Here is a 16551-nt window from a genome sequence, read left to right on the forward strand (position 1 = left end):
GCATGATCTCGGCGGAGATGTGCGGCTCGAGGGCGTCGTAGTCGTAGGGGAGGTCGGGAAGCTCGTACACAGCCATGGATGATGCTCCTTCTCGTCGGTGTGGTGACCATCGGTGACGGTCTGCGGACGAGGTTAATACCTCAAGCAGGCTTGAGGTCAAGGAGAACCTCGCGTGCAACTGACCCGGAGTTACGACAGCCGGCGCGCACCCTGACCGGTCTCACCCAGGGCATCCTGGGGATTGAGCAGTGAGCAGGCTTTCAACGAGAGGCAGCCGCAACCGATACAACTGGTGAGTTCATCCTCGAGACGCTGGATACCGCGTCGGCGTTCTTCAAGTTCCCGTTTCCACCGTCGCGAGGCGACCTGCCACTCCTTGTGCGTCGGAGCCCGATCGAGGGGGACGGTGCTGAAAGCGTCCTGCACGCTTTTCAACGGGATACCCAGGTTCTTCGCGACACTGATCAGCGAGATCCGCCGCAGCATGTGCCGTGCGTAGAGACGGTGGTTGCCGGAAGTTCGTACCGAGGCGATAAGCCCGAGATCCTCGTAGTAGCGCAGCGCGGAAACCGCGGTACCGGTCCGCCGGCTGGTCTCTCCGATACTCAACAGTTCGTCGGCGATGCCACGGGCGGCATCACCGTTGGTGTGTGGCGTCAACGGTGTTTTCAACTCCTGCCGGTTTCGGTGGAAAGGTCAAGTTGACTTGAGACTTTGGGTCTCCACCGGAGCCTACGCCGTCATTCTGGGAGGAGGAGTCGGGAGCTCCTGATACTATCCCCGAATGACATGGTTGCTGATCTTCGCCGCCCTTGTGGTCCTGCTTGTCAGCGGCGCCGTAATTCCGCGCCGCGCCGAGTACCGCGGAGAGCCTGGAACACCAGGTTTTCCGTGGTTCTGGATCGTCTTTCCGCTGACGGCACTGGCCGTCGCTCTGGCATTCGCGTCCTGGCTCCCTGGCAGCCCATCGGACGGATTCGACTTCGGCTGGGGGATGCCCGCACGGTACGTGTCAGTAGAGGGGGCGTTCGATGAAGGAGGTTTCCTCTCTGATGATGCTGCCTCACATCTCATCATGAGCCCGTGGGCGAGAGTCGGATACCCGCTGCTTGCCATCCTCGGTGCGGCGTTGAGTGTGTGGGGATGGCGGAAACGACGCATATGAGTTGGGCGTTCCTTGTTTCTGTTCTGGCGGTCGCGGTGACCGGGGCCGCCGTCCTGCCACGGCGCAGACGACGGGAGTCTCACGGTTTCCCGTGGTTCTGGGTGGTGTTCCCGGCGGCCGTATTCGGTGTGATGTCGACGCTCGGCATGATTCTGGCGAGGCTGGGGACGAAGATCTACCCGACGTACGATGATTCTGTCGGGTTGTCGATGCCCTATCCCGCAGCGGGAGGGTTTCCCGGCCTGGAGTTCCTTCCTGACGGACAGTTCCAGCGGCTATTCGGACCATTGCCCTATGAGGTCTATGTGTGGTTTTTCCCGGTCACCGGCATTGCCTGCACCGTGGCCTCCGTGATCGCATGGCGCAAAGGCCGGATCTAACGCTAATCATCATTCGGGGATCAGATACTATCCCGGAATGACATGGTTGCTGATTTTCGCTGCGCTTGTTGTCTTACTTGTCGCCGGTGCTGTTCTTCCCCGACGCGCCGAGTACCGGGGAGAGTCCGGCATATCAGGTTTTCCGTGGTTCTGGATCGTCTTTCCGCTGACAGCGCTGGCGGTCGCTCTGGCGTTCGCGTCGTGGCTCCCCGGGGTCCTGTCTGGTGGGGCGAACTTTGGTTGGACGATGTATGTCCCGCTGGCGGACGCTGATGAAGACCCGACGTCGACCTTATTCTCCGATACTGCAGCGCTGTACCTGCTCAGTGGCTGGTGGGCGCGTGTTGGGTACCCGGTGTTGGCGATCGCCGGTATCGGCCTGAGCACCTGGGCATGGCGGAGGAACCGAGTATGACATGGGCCCTTCTCGCCGCCGCTTTATTGACCGCGTTGGTCGGAGCTGTCGTTCTGCCGCGCCGTGCAGGACAAGAAGCCATTGGCTTCCCCTGGTTCTGGGTGGCGCTCCCGGTGTCCGTGTTTGCATGGGTCTGCACCGTCGGTGTCTTTCTCGCCCGCTACGCCCACGTCGTGACATCCGAGACCGACAGAGTGGGCCTGTCGTTGCCTTATCCGGAATTTGATCAGTCAGTCCAGTTCCTGTCCAACGAGCAGTTCCGGCAGATGCATGGTCCGATAGACCCGGCTATCTACCTGTTTTTCTTTCCACTCCTCGGAGTCGGCTGTACCGTGGCCGCCGTGCTGTTCTGGAGGAAGGGCCGGATGTAGAACCTCACTGCGCAGCGCACTGTCCGGACGGGACGGACGGTGCATCCGTGGCGAAGGACCCCGCCGCGCGTTCCAGTGCATCCACCGTGACGGCGTATCCGGTGGCGGGAACTGTTTCGTCGCGGGCGAAGATGACACCGGCGACCTCACCTGCCGGAGTGAGGAATGGGCCGCCCGAATTGCCGGGGACGACCTCTGTCTGCAGCCGGAGAACGGAGCGGACAGACGGCGGTGCTCCTGCTCCTCCTCCACCGAACTGCGTCGGGCCAGCGGTGACCACGCGGGCATTCACGGACTGGAACGGACCGCCACCGGGGTATCCCTGGACAACCCCCACGTCGCCGGGAGTCACGTCATCGGCGACGCCAAGGGGGCGGGCGTCGAGGTCGGCGGCGATGACGGCGATGTCGTCGTCCTCGTTGAAGTACACCACACGTCCGTCGGCGGCCTGACCGTCTTGCAGGGTGACCACCGGTGCGTCGACACCGGCGACGACGTGGGCGTTGGTGACCACCCGGTTGTCTGCGGCGACGAATCCGGAGCCGGTGGGCATCATTCTGCACGCCGAGGCGATACCGGAGATTCGGGCGACTGACTCGGAGGCAGTCACCAGCGACGGAGACTCCGTATCGGCGTCAGGGACCGGTGTCTCCGGTGTCTCCGGAGTCGCGGCACCTGGGCCCGGTGGAGGCGTCGGTGCCGGGGAACCGGGGACGGACGGCAGGAGGGCTTCGTCGAACAGGGCAGCCCGGATCTCATCACCGGCCTGTCTCAACCGGTCGGGAAGAACCTCGTCGATCGCCCTGAGCGTGGCGGACGAGGAGACGGCGGGCGACAGTCTGGGGAAGCCCGCTGAGGCAACCCCGGTGCCCACCAGGGACAGCGCGACGGCCGCCGCTCCCGCCGACACGATCCCACCCATGATTCGCTCCGGGATCCGGAGCTTCAGACGGTCAGCGCCACGGCGGATCAGTGAACCGAGTGATGAGCCGACGGTGGATCCGACGAGTAGCAGGACCGCGATCGTCACACCCCCGGCCAACCACCGCCAGGAGGGGTCGCTCACTACGTCGGCAACTGCCGGCACGGCCCAGGGGACCAGCAGGGCACCACCGACCAGCCCGACCACGGAACCGAGGGAGGAGAAGAATCCGGCCCGTAGCCCGGCGGTGAGAGAAAGGAACAGGATCGCTATGACTATGACGTCGACGATCATCGGACAACGGTCACAGGCGTCGAGGAAATGGACATCGGTATCAAGAATAGATGTCAGGTGCGTCGGCGGAGGTCGGCACGTTCACGACGCACCAGGAGTGCCAGCGGAATGAAGTACACCGCTGCGACGATCGTGCCTACCGCGACGGGGCCGCTGGCACCGAGGGAGGTGGCCAGCATCATGCCGGCGATCCAGGAACCGACGGCCGTTCCGACGTTGAACGACGCTGTCGCCATCGCCGAGGCCAGGGTCGGGGCTTTGTCCGCGTAGCGCACGGCCATGCCGATGAGCACCGGGTTGGTCGACCTGCCGAACAGCCCGAGCAGCACGACCAGAACAATGGTCACCGCAGCGTTGTGGGAGAAGAGCAGCAACCCGGCCAGGACCAGGAAGGTCGCTGTCGCGGAAAAGAACAGGACAGCGAACGGGCGACGTGCACCGAGACTGCCACCGAGGTTCGATCCGATGAAGGCGCCGACACCGTAGCATGCCAGTACCAACGGCACCGCAGAGGCGGCCAGGCCACTGTTGTCCGTCAACAGCGGGGAGATGAAGCTGTAGACGGCGAGGGAGGAGCCGCAGACCACTGCACAGCCGGCGAGGACGAGCCAGACGCGACCGTCGAGCAGGGCACGGAACTCGGCCCTCAGCGACGGCGTCGGGGCATCTTCGGGGTCCGCGGGGACCTGTCGGAAGACGATCAGTGCGCCAAGGACAGCCAGCCCGGCCAGGGCCCAGAAAGGGCCCCGCCAGCCGACGGTCTGGCCGGCGAATGCTCCCAACGGGACACCGACGACATTGGCGAGCATGCCGCCGCCCAGCACGATTCCCAACGCCTTGGACGCAAGGGACGGGCCGGCGGCCTGCGCACCGACGACCGCGGCGACCGCCCAGAAAGCGCCGGTCGCGAGAGCGGTCAGGAAACGGGCCGCGAGAATCACCGGCAGCACCGAGGTGACCGCCACAATGACGTGACCGACGCCGAAGACGAGGAGAGCCAGCGTCAGCGTGACCTTCCGGGGCAGTCGGAGGGTGAGCGCAGCCATGGCCGGCGTGCCGACGATCATTCCGACCGCGAAGACGGTGATCATCAGGCCGGCATCGGAGACAGACACGGAGAGGTCGTCGGCGATCTCCGGAAGGATACCGGCGACGATGAATTCTGTGGTGCCCATGAGGAAGACTCCTGCTGCCAGTACGTAGGTGACGAACGGCAGACGGTTTCCGGTGGGTGGTTGCGGGGTGCTGACGGAATCACTCACAGCGTCAGCATCACCTTCGTGGCGCGTCGTTCGGCCATGGCGGCGTATCCCTCGGCGGCCTCGTCCAGTGGAAGGGTGAGGTCGAAGACCGTGCCCGGGTTGATCTCCCGGTTCCAGATCTTCTGGATGAGTTCGGGAAGGTAGCGCCGCACGGGGGCGGGGCCGCCGTGGAGATGGACCTCGGCGAAGAAGACCTCGTCCATCGGCAGGCTGACGCCCTCATGGGCGACACCGACGAAACCGATATGTCCTCCGGCGCGGGCGGAGTGGACGGCCTGCAGGAACGACTCCTGGGTACCGACAGCCTCGATGACGCTGTGCGCTCCGAGTCCGCCGGTGAGCTCCCTGATCCTCGCTACGCCGGCGTCGCCGCGTTCCCCGACGATGTCGGTGGCGCCGAACTCGCGGGCGAGTGCCTGGCGGTCGGCGTGTCGTGACATCGCGATGATCCGCTCAGCGCCCATCTCCTTGGCGGCGAGGACGCCCATCAGACCGACAGCGCCGTCACCGACCACGGCGACCGTCTTGCCGGGGCCGGCCTCCGCAGCGTCGGCAGCGAACCAGCCCGTCCCCAACACGTCGGAGGCCGCGAGCAGGGAGGGGACGAGGTCGGCGTCCGGCTGGCCGGGGGTGGCGACGAGTGTGCCGTCGGCGAAAGGGATGCGGGCCTTCTGCGCCTGGGTGCCGATCCCGCCGTGGACGAATTCGGCGTGGACACACTTCGACGGGTAGCCGGCCCGGCAGATCGCGCAGTCGCCGCAGGAGATGACGAAGGAGCCGACGACGTGGTCGCCGGGTGCCACGGTGGTGACGGCGCTGCCGACTTCCTCGACGACACCGACGTACTCGTGGCCCATGTGGAGGTGGTCGGCGGGTTCGACGCCCCGGTAGGGCCACAGGTCGGAACCGCAGATGCAGGTTGCGGTGATACGGATGACGGCGTCGGTGGGGTCGATGACCTGTGGGTCGTCGCGTTCGCCGACGCGGATCTGGCCGGGGGAGTCCATGATGACTGCACGCATGAGTTCGATACCTTTCCGGAAACTCTGGGGTAATCGGGTCGTGTACTGCGATTCTCGGTCCAGCGCGCTCCGCCGGGAAGACTCTCCTGATAGGGGTACCGGTGGTACCTCCCTCGTCGTCGCCGGCACCTCTATCGTGGAAGTCATGGACAACAGGGACGATGTGAGGGAGTTCCTCACCACCCGACGGGGCAAGGTCACCCCCTCCGACGTCGGGTTACCGGCCGGGACGAGTCGCCGCGTCCCCGGACTCCGCCGGAGTGAGGTGGCGACCTTGGCCGGAGTCAGCGTGGAGTACTACACGAAACTTGAGCGGGGAGCGGTGGCCGGTGCCTCCCCCGAGGTCCTGGACTCCCTGGCCAGAGCTCTCCTGCTCGACGACGCCGAGCGCGCCCACCTGTTCGACCTCGCCCACGCGGCCAGCCCCGTGGCACGTCCGCCGAGGAAGAGGGACGGGAGAACCTGGCTGCCTTCTCCCGGCCTGCAGTGGGCCCTCGACGCCGTCACCGCCGGCCCCGCTTTCGTGCGTAACGGACGGATGGACCTGTTGGCGACCAACGCCCTGGCCGAGGCGTTCTACACCGAGCTGTACGACATGCCGGGGCGTCCTGCAGGGCCGCCGAACATCGCCAGGCACGCTTTTCTCGACGACCGGGCGAAGAACTTCTACCCGGACTGGGACGGCTTCGCCGACATCACGGTGGCGATCCTGCGCACCGAGGCGGCCCGTGACCCCCACAACAAGTCGCTGCATGACCTGGTCGGTGAACTGTGTACCCACAGTGACGAGTTCAGGACCAGATGGGGTGCGCACGATGCGCGGCATCACGGCAGCGGGTTCAAGACCTTCCGCCATCCTGAGGTCGGGGAGATGACGCTGGCCTACGCACTGGCCTACGAGGGTATGCAGATGGACGCCTACCCTGGGTTCCGTACACCGCAACCACCCGACGTAGAAGGAGCGCCCCGTGTTCACAGGTGTCCTGATCGAGAACGACGACCATTACCGTGCGAGTGTCACGGACCTGGACGATCGACAGCTTCCCGACGGCGACGTGACCGTACGTGTCAGCCATTCCGGGATGAACTACAAGGATGCCCTGGCCATCACCGGCAGCGGCAAGATCGTCCGCAGTTTCCCCATGGTCCCCGGCATCGACCTGGCCGGTGAAGTGGAGCACAGTGACCACCCCGACTACCGCGCCGGGGACAAGGTCATCCTCAACGGGTGGGGCGTCGGTGAGAAGCGCTGGGGAGGCCTGGCCCAGAAAGCCCGGGTGAACGGCGACTGGCTGGTGCCGCTGCCGGACAGTTTCACCCCGGCCCAGGCGATGTCGGTCGGTACCGCCGGATACACCGCGATGCTCTGCGTCCTGGCACTGGAACGCCACGGCGTGACACCGGACCAGGGGGAGATCGCCGTGACCGGGGCATCCGGAGGTGTCGGCAGCGTGGCGGTCGCCCTGCTCGCCGCGCTGGGGTACACCGTGGTGGCGATCACCGGACGCCCGGAGGAGAACCGGTACCTGGAGGATCTCGGCGCCGCCGAGATCGTGGACCGCAGCGGGTTCTCGGAGGCAGGCAAGCCTCTCCAGAAGGAACGCTGGGCCGGAGCCGTCGACGTGGCGGGCAGCCATACGCTGGCCAACGTCCTGGCAGGGACGAAGTACCGGGGCGTCGTGACGGCGTGCGGACTGGCCGCCGGTATGGACCTTCCGGCGTCGGTTGCCCCGTTCATCCTGCGTGGGGTGACGCTCGCCGGGATCGACAGTGTGATGTGCCCGCGCGGGGACCGGCTGGAGACGTGGCGACGCCTCGGTGAGGACCTCGACCCGGTGGCGCTCGACATGATCACCTCCGAGATCGGGCTGGACGAGGTGATACCCACCGCCGGGCAACTGCTGGACGGGAAGGTCCGCGGACGCGTGGTGGTCGACGTCAACCGCTGAGGTCGACGGGTGACCTCAACCGGCTCCGACGACGCCTGAGTTGATCTCGTCGAGCGGCACCTGTGCCCGGTCACGGAAGAGGATCAGCATCGGGATGCCCGCCAGCAGGATGATGCCCACGGCGTACCAGGCCGGCGCATAGGCCGAGCCGGTCGCGGTCATCAACCAGGTGGCCACGAAGGGGGACAGGCCGCCGAAGAGGACGGTGGCGGTGTTGTAGCCGATCGCCATGCCCGAGAACCGTCCCACCGCGGTGAACTGTTCCGGGACCGCCGACGCCGCGACCGCACTCCAGCCGGCGGCGGGGACGGCCAACAGTGCACCACCGAGCAGGGCCGCGGTCCCCGTCCCGCCGCTGAGCAGCATGTAGGCGGGGATCGTCGTGGCCAGGATGACGATCCCCAGCAGGATGAACACCGGACGTCGACCGAACCGGTCGGAGGCCACGCCGGCGAACGGGGTAACCACGATGGCGACGACGGCGGCCACCGTGCCGAGCCACAGGGACGTGGAGCTGTCGATCGACGCGGTGGTCTCCAGGTATGTCGGGACATTGGTGATGTTGAGGAAGTACGCGGCCGACCCCACCGACGAGACCAGGAACGCGACCAGGACGGCGCGCGGGTGTGAGCGCAGAACGGTGATCAGCGGAGACCGTTCGGTGTTCTCCGCAGTGTCCTTGACCTCGGTGAAGGTCTCCGTCTCGTCCATCAGTCGACGCATGGGCACCATCGCCGCGGCAAGGAGGGCACCGACCAGGAAGAGCACCCGCCATCCCCATGCGTCGAGATCCTCCGGGCTGAGGTAGCGGGCCATCAGGTACCCGCCGCCGACCGCCAGCAGCGAACCCACCTCAGAGTTCGCGGCGGCCCAGCTCGCGGCCAGACCGCGGCGCCCGTCACGCGCGGACTCCACCAGGTAGACCATGATCCCGGTGTACTCGGCGCCGACGGCGAAACCGGCCAGGCACCGGAGGACGAGGACGCCGACGCCACCCCAGATCCCGATGGTGTCGAATCCCGGCATCACGGCGATGCCCAGCAGTGCCACCGCCATCAGTGACGCGGACACGATGAGGGAGGACTTCCGTCCGATCCGGTCGCCGAGGTGACCGAACACCATCGCGCCGAGCGGGCGGAAGATGAATCCGGCGGCGCCGAGGGCGAGGGTCAGCAGCAGGGAACCGTCGTCGCCGTTGAAGAAGGTGTTCGCCAGGCTGGCCGACACATAGAAGAAGATCGAGAAGTCGTACCACTCCACGATGGTCCCGAAGGCGGCGACGAACATCGACTGACGGCGCCGGGTGGTGGGCACGGTGCTGGACACGGTAGGGGAACCTTCTGTTCGGGGTGCGGGTGTCCGAGGCCGGACACGTCGTGCCGACACTACGCTTACGCACGCAATCGGGTTCTCATACCTGGGTATGAGACCGGGCGGTGTCCGTGTGCCCGTGGAGATCAGTCTGTGGGTCGATGTGTGGGGTGGTTGCCGGGGAGGAGACTGGGGGTCATGATCACAGTTGAGAAGATGTCGAAGAGGTACGGGCGGTTTCAGGCCGTCGAGGGTTTGTCGTTCACGGTGCCGGATGCGTCGGTGACGGGGTTTTTGGGACCCAACGGGTCGGGGAAGTCGACGACGATGCGGTGTGTCCTGGGGTTGGACCGGCCGTCGGAGGGGCAGGCGTTGTTTGACGGGGAGTTGTTTGGTCAGGTGGCGGACAAGCCGGGTGTCGCCGGGGCGTTGCTGGAGGCCAGCTGGTTCACACCGGGACGGAGCGGGCGGTCGCATTTGATGGTGTTGGCGCAGGGGGCGGGGATCTCCGAGTCGCGGGTGGACAAGTGTCTGCAGTTGGTGGGGTTGACCTCGGCTGGTGGCAAGCGCGTTGGCGGGTACTCGTTGGGGATGAAGCAGCGGTTGGGTTTGGCGGGTGCGTTGTTGGGGGATCCGTCGCATCTGATTCTGGATGAGCCGGTCAATGGTCTGGATCCGGAGGGGGTGAGTTGGATGCGTCGGACGATCCGTGCGTTGGCGGGGGAGGGTCGTGCGGTGTTGGTGTCGTCGCACCTGTTGTCGGAGATGCAGCAGACGGCGGACCGTCTGGTGGTGATCGGTAAGGGTCGGATGATCGGTGAGTACTCGATGGAGGAGTTCCTCGCCGGCGGCACCCGCGTCGTCGTCGAGACCGTGGATGCGCGGAGCGGGAAGGCACTGTCGACGGCGTTGGGTACCGCCGGTTTCACCGCCGGCTACGCGGTCGGTGACAATGCGGCCGAGTCGCAGGGTGCGCAGCTGACCGTCGATGTCCCGGACGGGGTCTCCGACGCCGTGGTCCGCCGCGCCGTCGCCGAGACCGCGTCGACCGCCGGGGTTCTCGTGACCGGGCTCCGTGCGGACAGCGAGAACCTGGAGTCCCGCTTCCTCGCCGCGACGGCCAGCGCACAGGAATACCGAACCGAATCCACGGACGATGTCGTCCGTACCACCGGAAAGTAGTGAAGAACCATGACAAGTCTGCTCAACGCCGTCCGCTCGGAAACCACCAAACTGTTCAGTATGCGCTCGACCGCGGTCTACGCGATCCTGCTCACCGGAGCTCTGTACGGACCGGTCACCCTGATGGGACTGTTCGGCGACAGTCCCGGATTCGATTGGTCGACGATCACCTTCGGCTACCAGATCTTCCTCCTTGTCGCCGTCGTCTTCGCTGCAGCGACCACCGCCGGTGACATCCGCAACCACATGCACGCACAGGCGTTCCTGACGCAGCGGGGGCGCTGGGAGTGGGTGGCGGCGAAGATGCTGACCACGGCGGTGTTCATCGCGGTGCTCTACCTCATCGGCACGGCGTTGTCGGTGGGTGTGGCCGCCGTCCTGGGATCGGGGATGGATCTCGGCACCGGTCTCAGCATGTTCTATGTGCCGCTGATCGGTTCGGTCCTCTTCTCCGCGATGACGGTGGGACTCGCCTGCATCATCCGCAGTCAGGTCGCCGCCGTCGCGGTCCCGGTCGCCTGGGTGCTGCTGATCGACAGCATGCTGGGGTTCGCGGCCGAGCAGGTCGAGGCATTCCGCCCACTCGCGGCGATCGCCCCGGTCCAACGCCAGGACCAGTTGATGAACGGCGCGGATCCGCTCGGTCTCGGACTCAGCTCCGCCGTCTGCTACCTGATCATCCTGGGGTGGTTCATGGTGCTCGCGGCGGTCGGGCTGTGGCGGAACGCCCGGGCTGACGTCCGTTAGTTTCTCCGGGTTATCAAAAACGGGGACGGTGGGGGTGGCTGCGGTCTACGATCGACGACAACCCGATCTGTACCGACCACTCCACGGAGGAGCGATGCTGCGACCCAGCCCCCGCCAACTGAAGACCATGCTCGGGGTCTTCCCGCCATACCTCGGCTCGGGTATACGGATCAACTACATCGCCGGTGACGGGTCCCGGGTGATCACCTCCCACCGGCCCCGGCGCATCAACGCCAACCTCGTGGGCACCGCGTTCGGCGGCACGATCCAGACCATGACCGACGGCTTCTACCTGTTCATGGGGCTGACCCGTCTCGGAGCGGCCTACCACGTGTGGGACGCGGAGTCCCACGTCATCTACCGGAAGCCGGGGAGGGGGCGTCTCGTCGCCGACATGCGCACCGACGACGAGACCTTCGAGATGATCCGGGAACAGACCGCGGACGGGTCGAAGTACCTGCACTGGTTCGAGACGGACATCGTCGACGAGGCCGGCGACGTGATTGCCAGTGTGCGCAGCCGGGTCTACTTCCGCCGGAAGCGCGCGCAGGACTGACGACGGTCCGTCAGGCGCGGGGCTTCGTCGACTTGTTCTGCAGCTGCTTGAAGCCCAGCCACGCCACCAGGATGATCAGCAGGATCGGCAGCAGCTTCACCACGAGAGCCACGGCGCCGGCGAAGGCGGTGGAGATTGCGATGACGGCGAAGATCAGGGTCAGCACGGTCAGGGCGACCGAGAGGCTCTTCCGGTCCTGGTCCCAGGCGAACCAGGCACCGGCCCCCGAGATCGCTCCGAGGATCAGGGTGGTGAGGGCAGTTCCGAACATTGTCGTGTCCTTTCGCAGTGGCTAACGCCATGGCGTACCTGCGGGGCAGGTCAGCCCCGGGTGCTTCCGAGCATACGGAACCGTCGCTACGCTCGGGGGCATGGACACTACGACACATACGACGGCAGGCGTGACCGCAGGTCACCGGCAACGCACACCGCTGGCACTCGTCACAGGGGGGTCGAGGGGAATCGGTGCGGCGATCGCCGACGATCTCGCACGAACCCACAGGGTGATCTCCTGGTCCAGCAAGGATGTTGATCTCAGTGACCCGGACTCCATCGCGGAAGCTGTCGCGGGGTTGGCGGCGCACGTGCCGGAAGCACTGGAACGGCTGGACGTCCTGGTGCACTCCGCGGGGCTTGCCGGGGAGTCGCGGATCGAGGACATGCAGTGGGACCGGTGGCAGAAGATGTTCGCGGTGAACGTCTTCGGCGTCGCAGAACTGACCAGACAGCTGCTTCCGGCGTTGCGGGCTGCGAAAGGGACCGTGGTCGCGATCAACTCCGGGTCCGGCTACCGCTCCGGGGTCGGCCAGGCCCCGTACTCCGGGACGAAGTTCGCGTTGCGCGCGTTGACCGATGCGTTGCGGGACGAGGAGCGGGGACGGGTCAGGGTCAGCTCGGTGCACCCCGGCCGTGTCGACACCGACATGCAGGTCGCGTTGCAGGAGGGGCGGGGCAACACCGACTACGACGGGTCGCGTTACGTGTCCCCGGCCTCCGTGGCCGCCGCTGTGCGCCTGGCCGTGGACACGACCGATGAGGCGGTCATCGAGGAGGTCTCCGTCCGCCCGGTCAGGGGCTGAGCCGGAGAGAGCCTACTTCAGGACCTTGAAGGTCTTGCCGGCGCGCAGCAGGGCAGTCATCACCGTGGCGTAGGCGCGGGGCTTGAGGAACTCGGGCCCGCGGATCGGCAGCACACGCTCGTCGGTGACGTTCTGGGTCTCCGTGTACTTCAGGAGTCCGGCGGCACCCTGTCGCCGGCCCTGGCCGGACTCGCGGGTACCTCCCATCTCGTTGTCGACCGAGGCGAACGCGGCAGCGTAGCCGTCGTTGATGTTCACGGTGCCGGAGTAGATCCGCTCGGCGATGGCGGTCGCCGTCTTCGACGGGCCGAACACGGCCGAGTTCAGTCCGTAATCGGTGTCGTTGGCCTTCTCGACAGCTTCGTCGTGGGAGTCGACCTTCTCGACGTAGACGACCGGACCGAACACCTCGCCGCGCTTGAGGTCCGCCTCGTCGGGGACGTCAGTGAACACGGTGGGTTCGTAGAAGTAGGGGCCCAGGTCCGGGCGGGCCTTGCCGCCGGCGACCAGGGTCGCACCCTTGTCCACGGCGTCGTCGACCATCTTCTCCACGGTGGAGATCTGGTTCGCGCCGATGAGTGAACCCATCTGGATGTTCCAGTCGAAGCCGGCGCCCAACGTCAAGTTCTTGGTCGCCTGGGCGAACTTCGGGACAAACTCGTCGTACTTGTCCTTGTGGACGTACACACGCTCGATCGACACACACAGCTGGCCGGAGTTCGAGAAACAACCGGTGAGGACGGTGGGCATGATCTTGTCGACGTCGGCGTCACGGGTGACGATCATGGGGTTCTTGCCGCCGAGCTCGGCGGAGTATCCGATGAGGCGACGCCCGGCGATCTCACCGAGCTTCTTGCCGGTCGCGGTGGAGCCGGTGAACATCAGGTGGTCACACTGCTCGGCGATGGCGTTACCCACCACCCGACCGGGGCCGGTCACCAGCTGGATGAGATCGCGGGGCATACCGGCCTCGAAGAGGAGGCCGAAGGCGTACAACGCGGAGAACGGGGTGTCGGAGTCCGGCTTGGCGACCAGGCCGTTGCCGGCGGCCAGCGCGGGCATCGCGTCAGAGAGCGCGAGGGTCAGCGGGTAGTTCCACGGGCTGATCTGCCCGATGACGCCCTTGGGAAGGTGGTACTCGGTCGTTTTCGTGAGCACCGGCATGACGCCGGAGTGCCGCTTCGGCTTGAGGATCTTGTGCGTCTGGTTGCCGTAGTAGCGGGCGGTGATGGCGCAGTGGATCACCTCTTCGTAGGCGGAGTCACGGGACTTGCCGGTCTCCAGCTGAATGATGTCCATGACGGTCTTCTGGTTCTTCAGGAGGAGGTCATGGAACCTCAGCAGGATCTTCCCACGCTTCTTCGGGTCAACGTCGGCCCAGCGTTTCTGGGCGATACGTGCCCGTCGGAAGGCCTCGTCGACGTCGGACTCGGTGCCGCGTCCCACCCAACCGATGGTCTTCCCGGTGAACGCGCCCTCGATCTCGAGGCGGTCACCGTCGTTCATGCTCCCGGTCGCCGCGTTCACGGTGAGCGCCCTCATGTCCGCGGCGAGTGCTTCGGGGAGGGGGCCCTGTGCCTGAATCTTGTTTGTCATGTGAAGGAGAGTATCGGAGAGACGGGCGTTCTGTCCCGGAATTGTGTAATCGGGCCTACGGGAACACAGCGCCGCTCCCACACGTTGTTAGGGTGTACATGAGTAACCGCATTCACCGCGGATGCGCCGTCTGTCGGCGGCACGTCCGTCAAGGACGCGGGGGCGACCGTGAAAAGCACCGTGACGGAAGGACAATGACGTCGTGAGAAGTTCGAATCCCTTTATGAGCTCACTGGCCCAGTCGGAGGGAACCGCCCAGGGCCAGCGGGGCCCGTCCGCCGCCTACCAGCAGGGCTACCAGTCCGCCGGTGAGCAGTGGGGCCAGCAGGACCAGCAGGGGATGGCCTACCAGCAGTCCCCGAACTACGGTGCGTCGACCAGCGCCTCCGACCGCCCGATGACCATCGACGACGTCGTCACCAAGACCGGTATCACCCTGGCGGTCATCGTGGTCCTGGCCGCGGTGAACTTCATGATCGGCCAGAGCAACCCGAGCCTGGCGATGGGACTCACCTTCGTCGGTGCCATCGGCGGTCTCATCGCCGTCCTGGTCTCCGCCTTCGGCAAGAAGTACGGTTCCCCGGTCGTCACGCTGGTGTACGCCGCCTTCGAGGGGCTGTTCGTCGGCGGGTTCACCTACATGTTCACCGACGTGTACATCAGTGAGACGGCGAACGCCGGTGCCATGATCTTCCAGGCCGTGCTCGGCACCATCGGTGTCTTCGTCGGGATGCTGGTCGTCTACAAGACCGGTGCGATCCGGGTCACCCCGAAGTTCACCAAGATGCTCGTCGGCGCCATGATCGGTGTGCTGGTCCTGGTGCTCGGCAACTTCGTCTACAGCCTGTTCACCGGTGAAGCCAGCATGCTGCGCGACGGCGGTCCCATCGCCATCATCTTCTCACTGGTCTGCATCGGCCTGGCTGCCCTGAGCTTCCTGGCCGACTTCGACCAGGCGGACAAGCTCATCCGCGCCGGTGCCCCCTCCCGCTATGCCTGGGGCGTGGCGCTGGGCCTGGCCGTCACCCTGGTCTGGCTCTACACCGAGATCCTGCGTCTGCTGTCCTACTTCAACAGGGACTAGCCTGCAGGGCCACCGGCCCTGTACGGAGAGACAAGAGAACCGCCCCACCGGAGGACATCCGGTGGGGCGGTTCTCTGCTGCCGGGGGAGAGGGGAAGCAGGAGAAGCGCTGTCGCCTACTGCTCGGCCCGCGGAACGTCGCGGTCCGGGTCGTACGGCTCAGCCTTGACCAACGTCACGGAGATCGTGTCACCTGTCGGGCTCTTGTACTCCCGCGTCTCGCCCTCCTTCGCACCGACCAGGGCTGCGCCCAGCGGAGCATCGGTGGAGTAGGTCTCCAGGTCGGGGTTGGAGGACTCCAGGCCGCGGGTGCCGATGAGGAACGTCTCCTTGTCCTCCTCGTCGCCGTCGTAGTAGATGTGGACGACGGAACCGACGAGGGCCACGCCGGACTCCTGCGGCGCTTCGCCGATGGTGGCGCTGTCCAGCAGCTCCTCAAGGTAGGCGATCCGGGCCTCTTCCTGGCCCTGCTGCTCGCGGGCGGCGTGGTAACCGCCGTTCTCCTTGAGGTCGCCCTCTTCGCGGCGCTCGTTGATCTCGGCGGCCAGAGCGGGACGATTCGCCTTCAGCGCGTTGAGCTCGTCGTTGAGCCGGTCAAAGGATTCCTGGGTGAGCCAGGTCGTCTGATTGTCTGCCATGAGCGTTCGAGTCCTCCTGCAGGTAGGCCGCGGCGTCCGACGTCGTCTTACGGCGTCTGACGGGGTCTGAAGTCGTTCGGAAAAGTGCGTGGGGGTGCCCACGACACAGTTGTCGGGGCACAGTGTATCACCGAGGTCAGTCCTCGTCGGTGCCGGTGGTCCGCGAATCGTCGAGGTAGTCGGGGAATATCGTCGAGCACCCGTACACGTCCGGGGCGACGGGCGAACTGTTGGTCGGGATGTCCACCGTGAGACGGGTGCTCTCCGAACCGCCGGCGGCCACCACGGCCTCGCGCCGGCCGATCTCCGCATGGGACTGGTCGAGCGCGGTGACGATGCAGTAGGCGGGCTTGTCGACGTCGTCGCGGGTGATGTCGAGGCTCATCCGCAACGTGCTTCCGTCCACGACCTCGTGGCCGGCGGCGGTGCCGGAGGCGTCGCCGCTGGTGCTGTTGCGGAACTGTGAGAACACGTACACGCCGGCGGCGACCAGGAGGATCACGATACCGATGACGATGAACTTGCCGCTCACGCCCTGTTGACGGGAGGAACCGTAGGTCGCCTTGCTCATTCCACAGA

Annotated in this window: 19 protein-coding genes and 2 pseudogenes; 11 read left to right on the plus strand and 10 right to left on the minus strand. The window is 66.0% G+C overall.

Going from position 1 to position 16551, the window contains the following annotated elements; genetic code table 11:
* Both PQI66_RS00005 and soxR read right to left on the minus strand, forming a co-directional pair.
* A pseudogene (locus tag PQI66_RS00005) lies at nt 1-76 on the minus strand (superoxide dismutase); the annotation flags it as partial.
* Nucleotides 77-189: 113 nt separating this feature from the next.
* Nucleotides 190-660, minus strand: coding sequence for a redox-sensitive transcriptional activator SoxR (soxR, locus tag PQI66_RS00010; protein ID WP_339995036.1), 471 nt, complete (start codon nt 658-660; stop codon nt 190-192).
* Between the two features lie 124 nt (nt 661-784).
* Here soxR and PQI66_RS00015 point away from each other — a divergent pair, with 124 nt between their 5' ends.
* From PQI66_RS00015 to PQI66_RS00030, 4 genes are read left to right on the plus strand one after another with little or no spacing between them, the layout of a single operon-like run.
* Nucleotides 785-1165 (plus strand): hypothetical protein, encoded by a 381-nt coding sequence (locus PQI66_RS00015; protein ID WP_339995037.1) that lies wholly within the window; start codon nt 785-787, stop codon nt 1163-1165.
* Complete coding sequence (locus PQI66_RS00020) at nt 1144-1545, plus strand: hypothetical protein (protein WP_339995039.1); 402 nt, start codon at nt 1144-1146, stop codon at nt 1543-1545. Before PQI66_RS00015 ends, PQI66_RS00020 begins: the two co-directional genes overlap by 22 nt.
* A 37-nt stretch (nt 1546-1582) precedes the next feature.
* Nucleotides 1583-1960 carry a hypothetical protein gene (locus PQI66_RS00025; protein ID WP_339995040.1) on the plus strand — a complete coding sequence of 126 codons (378 nt, stop codon included), beginning with the start codon at nt 1583-1585 and terminating at the stop codon, nt 1958-1960.
* Nucleotides 1957-2331, plus strand: coding sequence for an amino acid permease (locus PQI66_RS00030; RefSeq protein ID WP_339995042.1), 375 nt, complete (start codon nt 1957-1959; stop codon nt 2329-2331). Before PQI66_RS00025 ends, PQI66_RS00030 begins: the two co-directional genes overlap by 4 nt.
* Before the next feature lie 4 nt (nt 2332-2335).
* Here PQI66_RS00030 and PQI66_RS00035 read toward each other — a convergent pair whose 3' ends face one another.
* The 3 genes from PQI66_RS00035 to PQI66_RS00045 are packed head-to-tail and all read right to left on the minus strand — an operon-like array spanning nt 2336 to nt 5831.
* Nucleotides 2336-3547 carry a MarP family serine protease gene (locus tag PQI66_RS00035; RefSeq protein ID WP_339995044.1) on the minus strand — a complete coding sequence of 404 codons (1212 nt, stop codon included), beginning with the start codon at nt 3545-3547 and terminating at the stop codon, nt 2336-2338.
* 53 nt (nt 3548-3600) lie between these two features.
* The gene (locus tag PQI66_RS00040) at nt 3601-4809 is read right to left on the minus strand and encodes an MFS transporter (RefSeq protein ID WP_339995047.1); all 1209 of its coding nucleotides are present in this window, start codon (nt 4807-4809) and stop codon (nt 3601-3603) included.
* The gene (locus PQI66_RS00045; protein ID WP_339995048.1) at nt 4806-5831 is read right to left on the minus strand and encodes a zinc-dependent alcohol dehydrogenase family protein; all 1026 of its coding nucleotides are present in this window, start codon (nt 5829-5831) and stop codon (nt 4806-4808) included. Before PQI66_RS00045 ends, PQI66_RS00040 begins: the two co-directional genes overlap by 4 nt.
* 145 nt (nt 5832-5976) lie before the next feature.
* On the opposite strand from PQI66_RS00045, the pseudogene PQI66_RS00050 reads away from it, so the two are divergent.
* Together PQI66_RS00050 and acuI are read left to right on the plus strand one after the other, a co-directional pair.
* A pseudogene (locus PQI66_RS00050) lies at nt 5977-6810 on the plus strand (helix-turn-helix transcriptional regulator); the annotation flags it as partial.
* Entirely contained in the window at nt 6800-7780 is a 981-nt protein-coding gene (gene acuI / locus PQI66_RS00055; RefSeq protein WP_339995050.1) for an acrylyl-CoA reductase (NADPH), read from the plus strand. The pseudogene PQI66_RS00050 and the gene acuI, both read left to right, overlap by 11 nt.
* Nucleotides 7781-7795: 15 nt before the next feature.
* Here acuI and PQI66_RS00060 read toward each other — a convergent pair whose 3' ends face one another.
* Nucleotides 7796-9106 (minus strand): MFS transporter, encoded by a 1311-nt coding sequence (locus tag PQI66_RS00060; protein ID WP_339995051.1) that lies wholly within the window; start codon nt 9104-9106, stop codon nt 7796-7798.
* Between the two features lie 183 nt (nt 9107-9289).
* Between PQI66_RS00060 and PQI66_RS00065 the strand changes: the two genes are divergently transcribed.
* The 3 genes from PQI66_RS00065 to PQI66_RS00075 all read left to right on the plus strand — a co-directional run bounded on the left by PQI66_RS00065 (nt 9290) and on the right by PQI66_RS00075 (nt 11576).
* On the plus strand, nt 9290-10273 hold the full coding sequence (locus tag PQI66_RS00065) for an ABC transporter ATP-binding protein (protein WP_339995053.1): 984 nt from the start codon (nt 9290-9292) through the stop codon (nt 10271-10273).
* A 9-nt stretch (nt 10274-10282) separates the two neighbouring features.
* The gene (locus PQI66_RS00070; RefSeq protein WP_339995054.1) at nt 10283-11020 is read left to right on the plus strand and encodes an ABC transporter permease; all 738 of its coding nucleotides are present in this window, start codon (nt 10283-10285) and stop codon (nt 11018-11020) included.
* Between the two features lie 94 nt (nt 11021-11114).
* Nucleotides 11115-11576: a DUF4442 domain-containing protein gene (locus PQI66_RS00075; protein ID WP_339995055.1), complete on the plus strand. Its 462-nt coding sequence runs from the start codon at nt 11115-11117 to the stop codon at nt 11574-11576.
* 10 nt (nt 11577-11586) lie between these two features.
* Here the strand turns inward: PQI66_RS00075 and PQI66_RS00080 are convergent, their stop codons facing one another.
* Complete coding sequence (locus PQI66_RS00080; protein ID WP_339995057.1) at nt 11587-11847, minus strand: hypothetical protein; 261 nt, start codon at nt 11845-11847, stop codon at nt 11587-11589.
* A 100-nt stretch (nt 11848-11947) separates the two neighbouring features.
* Here PQI66_RS00080 and PQI66_RS00085 point away from each other — a divergent pair, with 100 nt between their 5' ends.
* Nucleotides 11948-12655 carry an SDR family oxidoreductase gene (locus PQI66_RS00085; RefSeq protein ID WP_339995059.1) on the plus strand — a complete coding sequence of 236 codons (708 nt, stop codon included), beginning with the start codon at nt 11948-11950 and terminating at the stop codon, nt 12653-12655.
* Between the two features lie 12 nt (nt 12656-12667).
* On the opposite strand, the gene PQI66_RS00090 is transcribed toward PQI66_RS00085, so the two are convergent.
* The gene (locus PQI66_RS00090; RefSeq protein WP_339995060.1) at nt 12668-14251 is read right to left on the minus strand and encodes a succinic semialdehyde dehydrogenase; all 1584 of its coding nucleotides are present in this window, start codon (nt 14249-14251) and stop codon (nt 12668-12670) included.
* 202 nt (nt 14252-14453) lie between these two features.
* On the opposite strand from PQI66_RS00090, the gene PQI66_RS00095 reads away from it, so the two are divergent.
* On the plus strand, nt 14454-15335 hold the full coding sequence (locus PQI66_RS00095; protein WP_339995062.1) for a Bax inhibitor-1/YccA family protein: 882 nt from the start codon (nt 14454-14456) through the stop codon (nt 15333-15335).
* Between the two features lie 115 nt (nt 15336-15450).
* Here the strand turns inward: PQI66_RS00095 and greA are convergent, their stop codons facing one another.
* Together greA and PQI66_RS00105 are read right to left on the minus strand one after the other, a co-directional pair.
* Nucleotides 15451-15972, minus strand: a complete 522-nt coding sequence (greA, locus tag PQI66_RS00100; RefSeq protein ID WP_339995064.1) for a transcription elongation factor GreA — start codon at nt 15970-15972, stop codon at nt 15451-15453.
* 136 nt (nt 15973-16108) lie between these two features.
* Nucleotides 16109-16543 (minus strand): DUF4307 domain-containing protein, encoded by a 435-nt coding sequence (locus PQI66_RS00105; protein WP_339995066.1) that lies wholly within the window; start codon nt 16541-16543, stop codon nt 16109-16111.
* Between the last annotated feature and the right edge of the window lie 8 nt (nt 16544-16551).

This window comes from Corynebacterium sp. USCH3 (assembly GCF_037619475.1).
Classification (GTDB): domain Bacteria; phylum Actinomycetota; class Actinomycetes; order Mycobacteriales; family Mycobacteriaceae; genus Corynebacterium.

Excerpts from the sequence above, each read along its gene's own strand:
- PQI66_RS00015 (WP_339995037.1), top strand. The coding sequence starts at position 785 with ATGACATGGTTGCTGATCTTCGCCGCCCTTGTGGTCCTGCTTGTCAGC.
- PQI66_RS00020 (WP_339995039.1), top strand. The coding sequence starts at position 1,144 with ATGGCGGAAACGACGCATATGAGTTGGGCGTTCCTTGTTTCTGTTCTG.
- PQI66_RS00025 (WP_339995040.1), top strand. The coding sequence starts at position 1,583 with ATGACATGGTTGCTGATTTTCGCTGCGCTTGTTGTCTTACTTGTCGCC.
- PQI66_RS00030 (WP_339995042.1), top strand. The coding sequence starts at position 1,957 with ATGACATGGGCCCTTCTCGCCGCCGCTTTATTGACCGCGTTGGTCGGA.
- PQI66_RS00035 (WP_339995044.1), bottom strand. The coding sequence starts at position 3,547 with ATGATCGTCGACGTCATAGTCATAGCGATCCTGTTCCTTTCTCTCACC.
- PQI66_RS00045 (WP_339995048.1), bottom strand. The coding sequence starts at position 5,831 with ATGCGTGCAGTCATCATGGACTCCCCCGGCCAGATCCGCGTCGGCGAA.
- PQI66_RS00065 (WP_339995053.1), top strand. The coding sequence starts at position 9,290 with ATGATCACAGTTGAGAAGATGTCGAAGAGGTACGGGCGGTTTCAGGCC.
- PQI66_RS00070 (WP_339995054.1), top strand. The coding sequence starts at position 10,283 with ATGACAAGTCTGCTCAACGCCGTCCGCTCGGAAACCACCAAACTGTTC.
- PQI66_RS00075 (WP_339995055.1), top strand. The coding sequence starts at position 11,115 with ATGCTGCGACCCAGCCCCCGCCAACTGAAGACCATGCTCGGGGTCTTC.
- PQI66_RS00080 (WP_339995057.1), bottom strand. The coding sequence starts at position 11,847 with ATGTTCGGAACTGCCCTCACCACCCTGATCCTCGGAGCGATCTCGGGG.
- PQI66_RS00085 (WP_339995059.1), top strand. The coding sequence starts at position 11,948 with ATGGACACTACGACACATACGACGGCAGGCGTGACCGCAGGTCACCGG.
- PQI66_RS00090 (WP_339995060.1), bottom strand. The coding sequence starts at position 14,251 with ATGACAAACAAGATTCAGGCACAGGGCCCCCTCCCCGAAGCACTCGCC.
- greA (WP_339995064.1), bottom strand. The coding sequence starts at position 15,972 with ATGGCAGACAATCAGACGACCTGGCTCACCCAGGAATCCTTTGACCGG.
- PQI66_RS00105 (WP_339995066.1), bottom strand. The coding sequence starts at position 16,543 with ATGAGCAAGGCGACCTACGGTTCCTCCCGTCAACAGGGCGTGAGCGGC.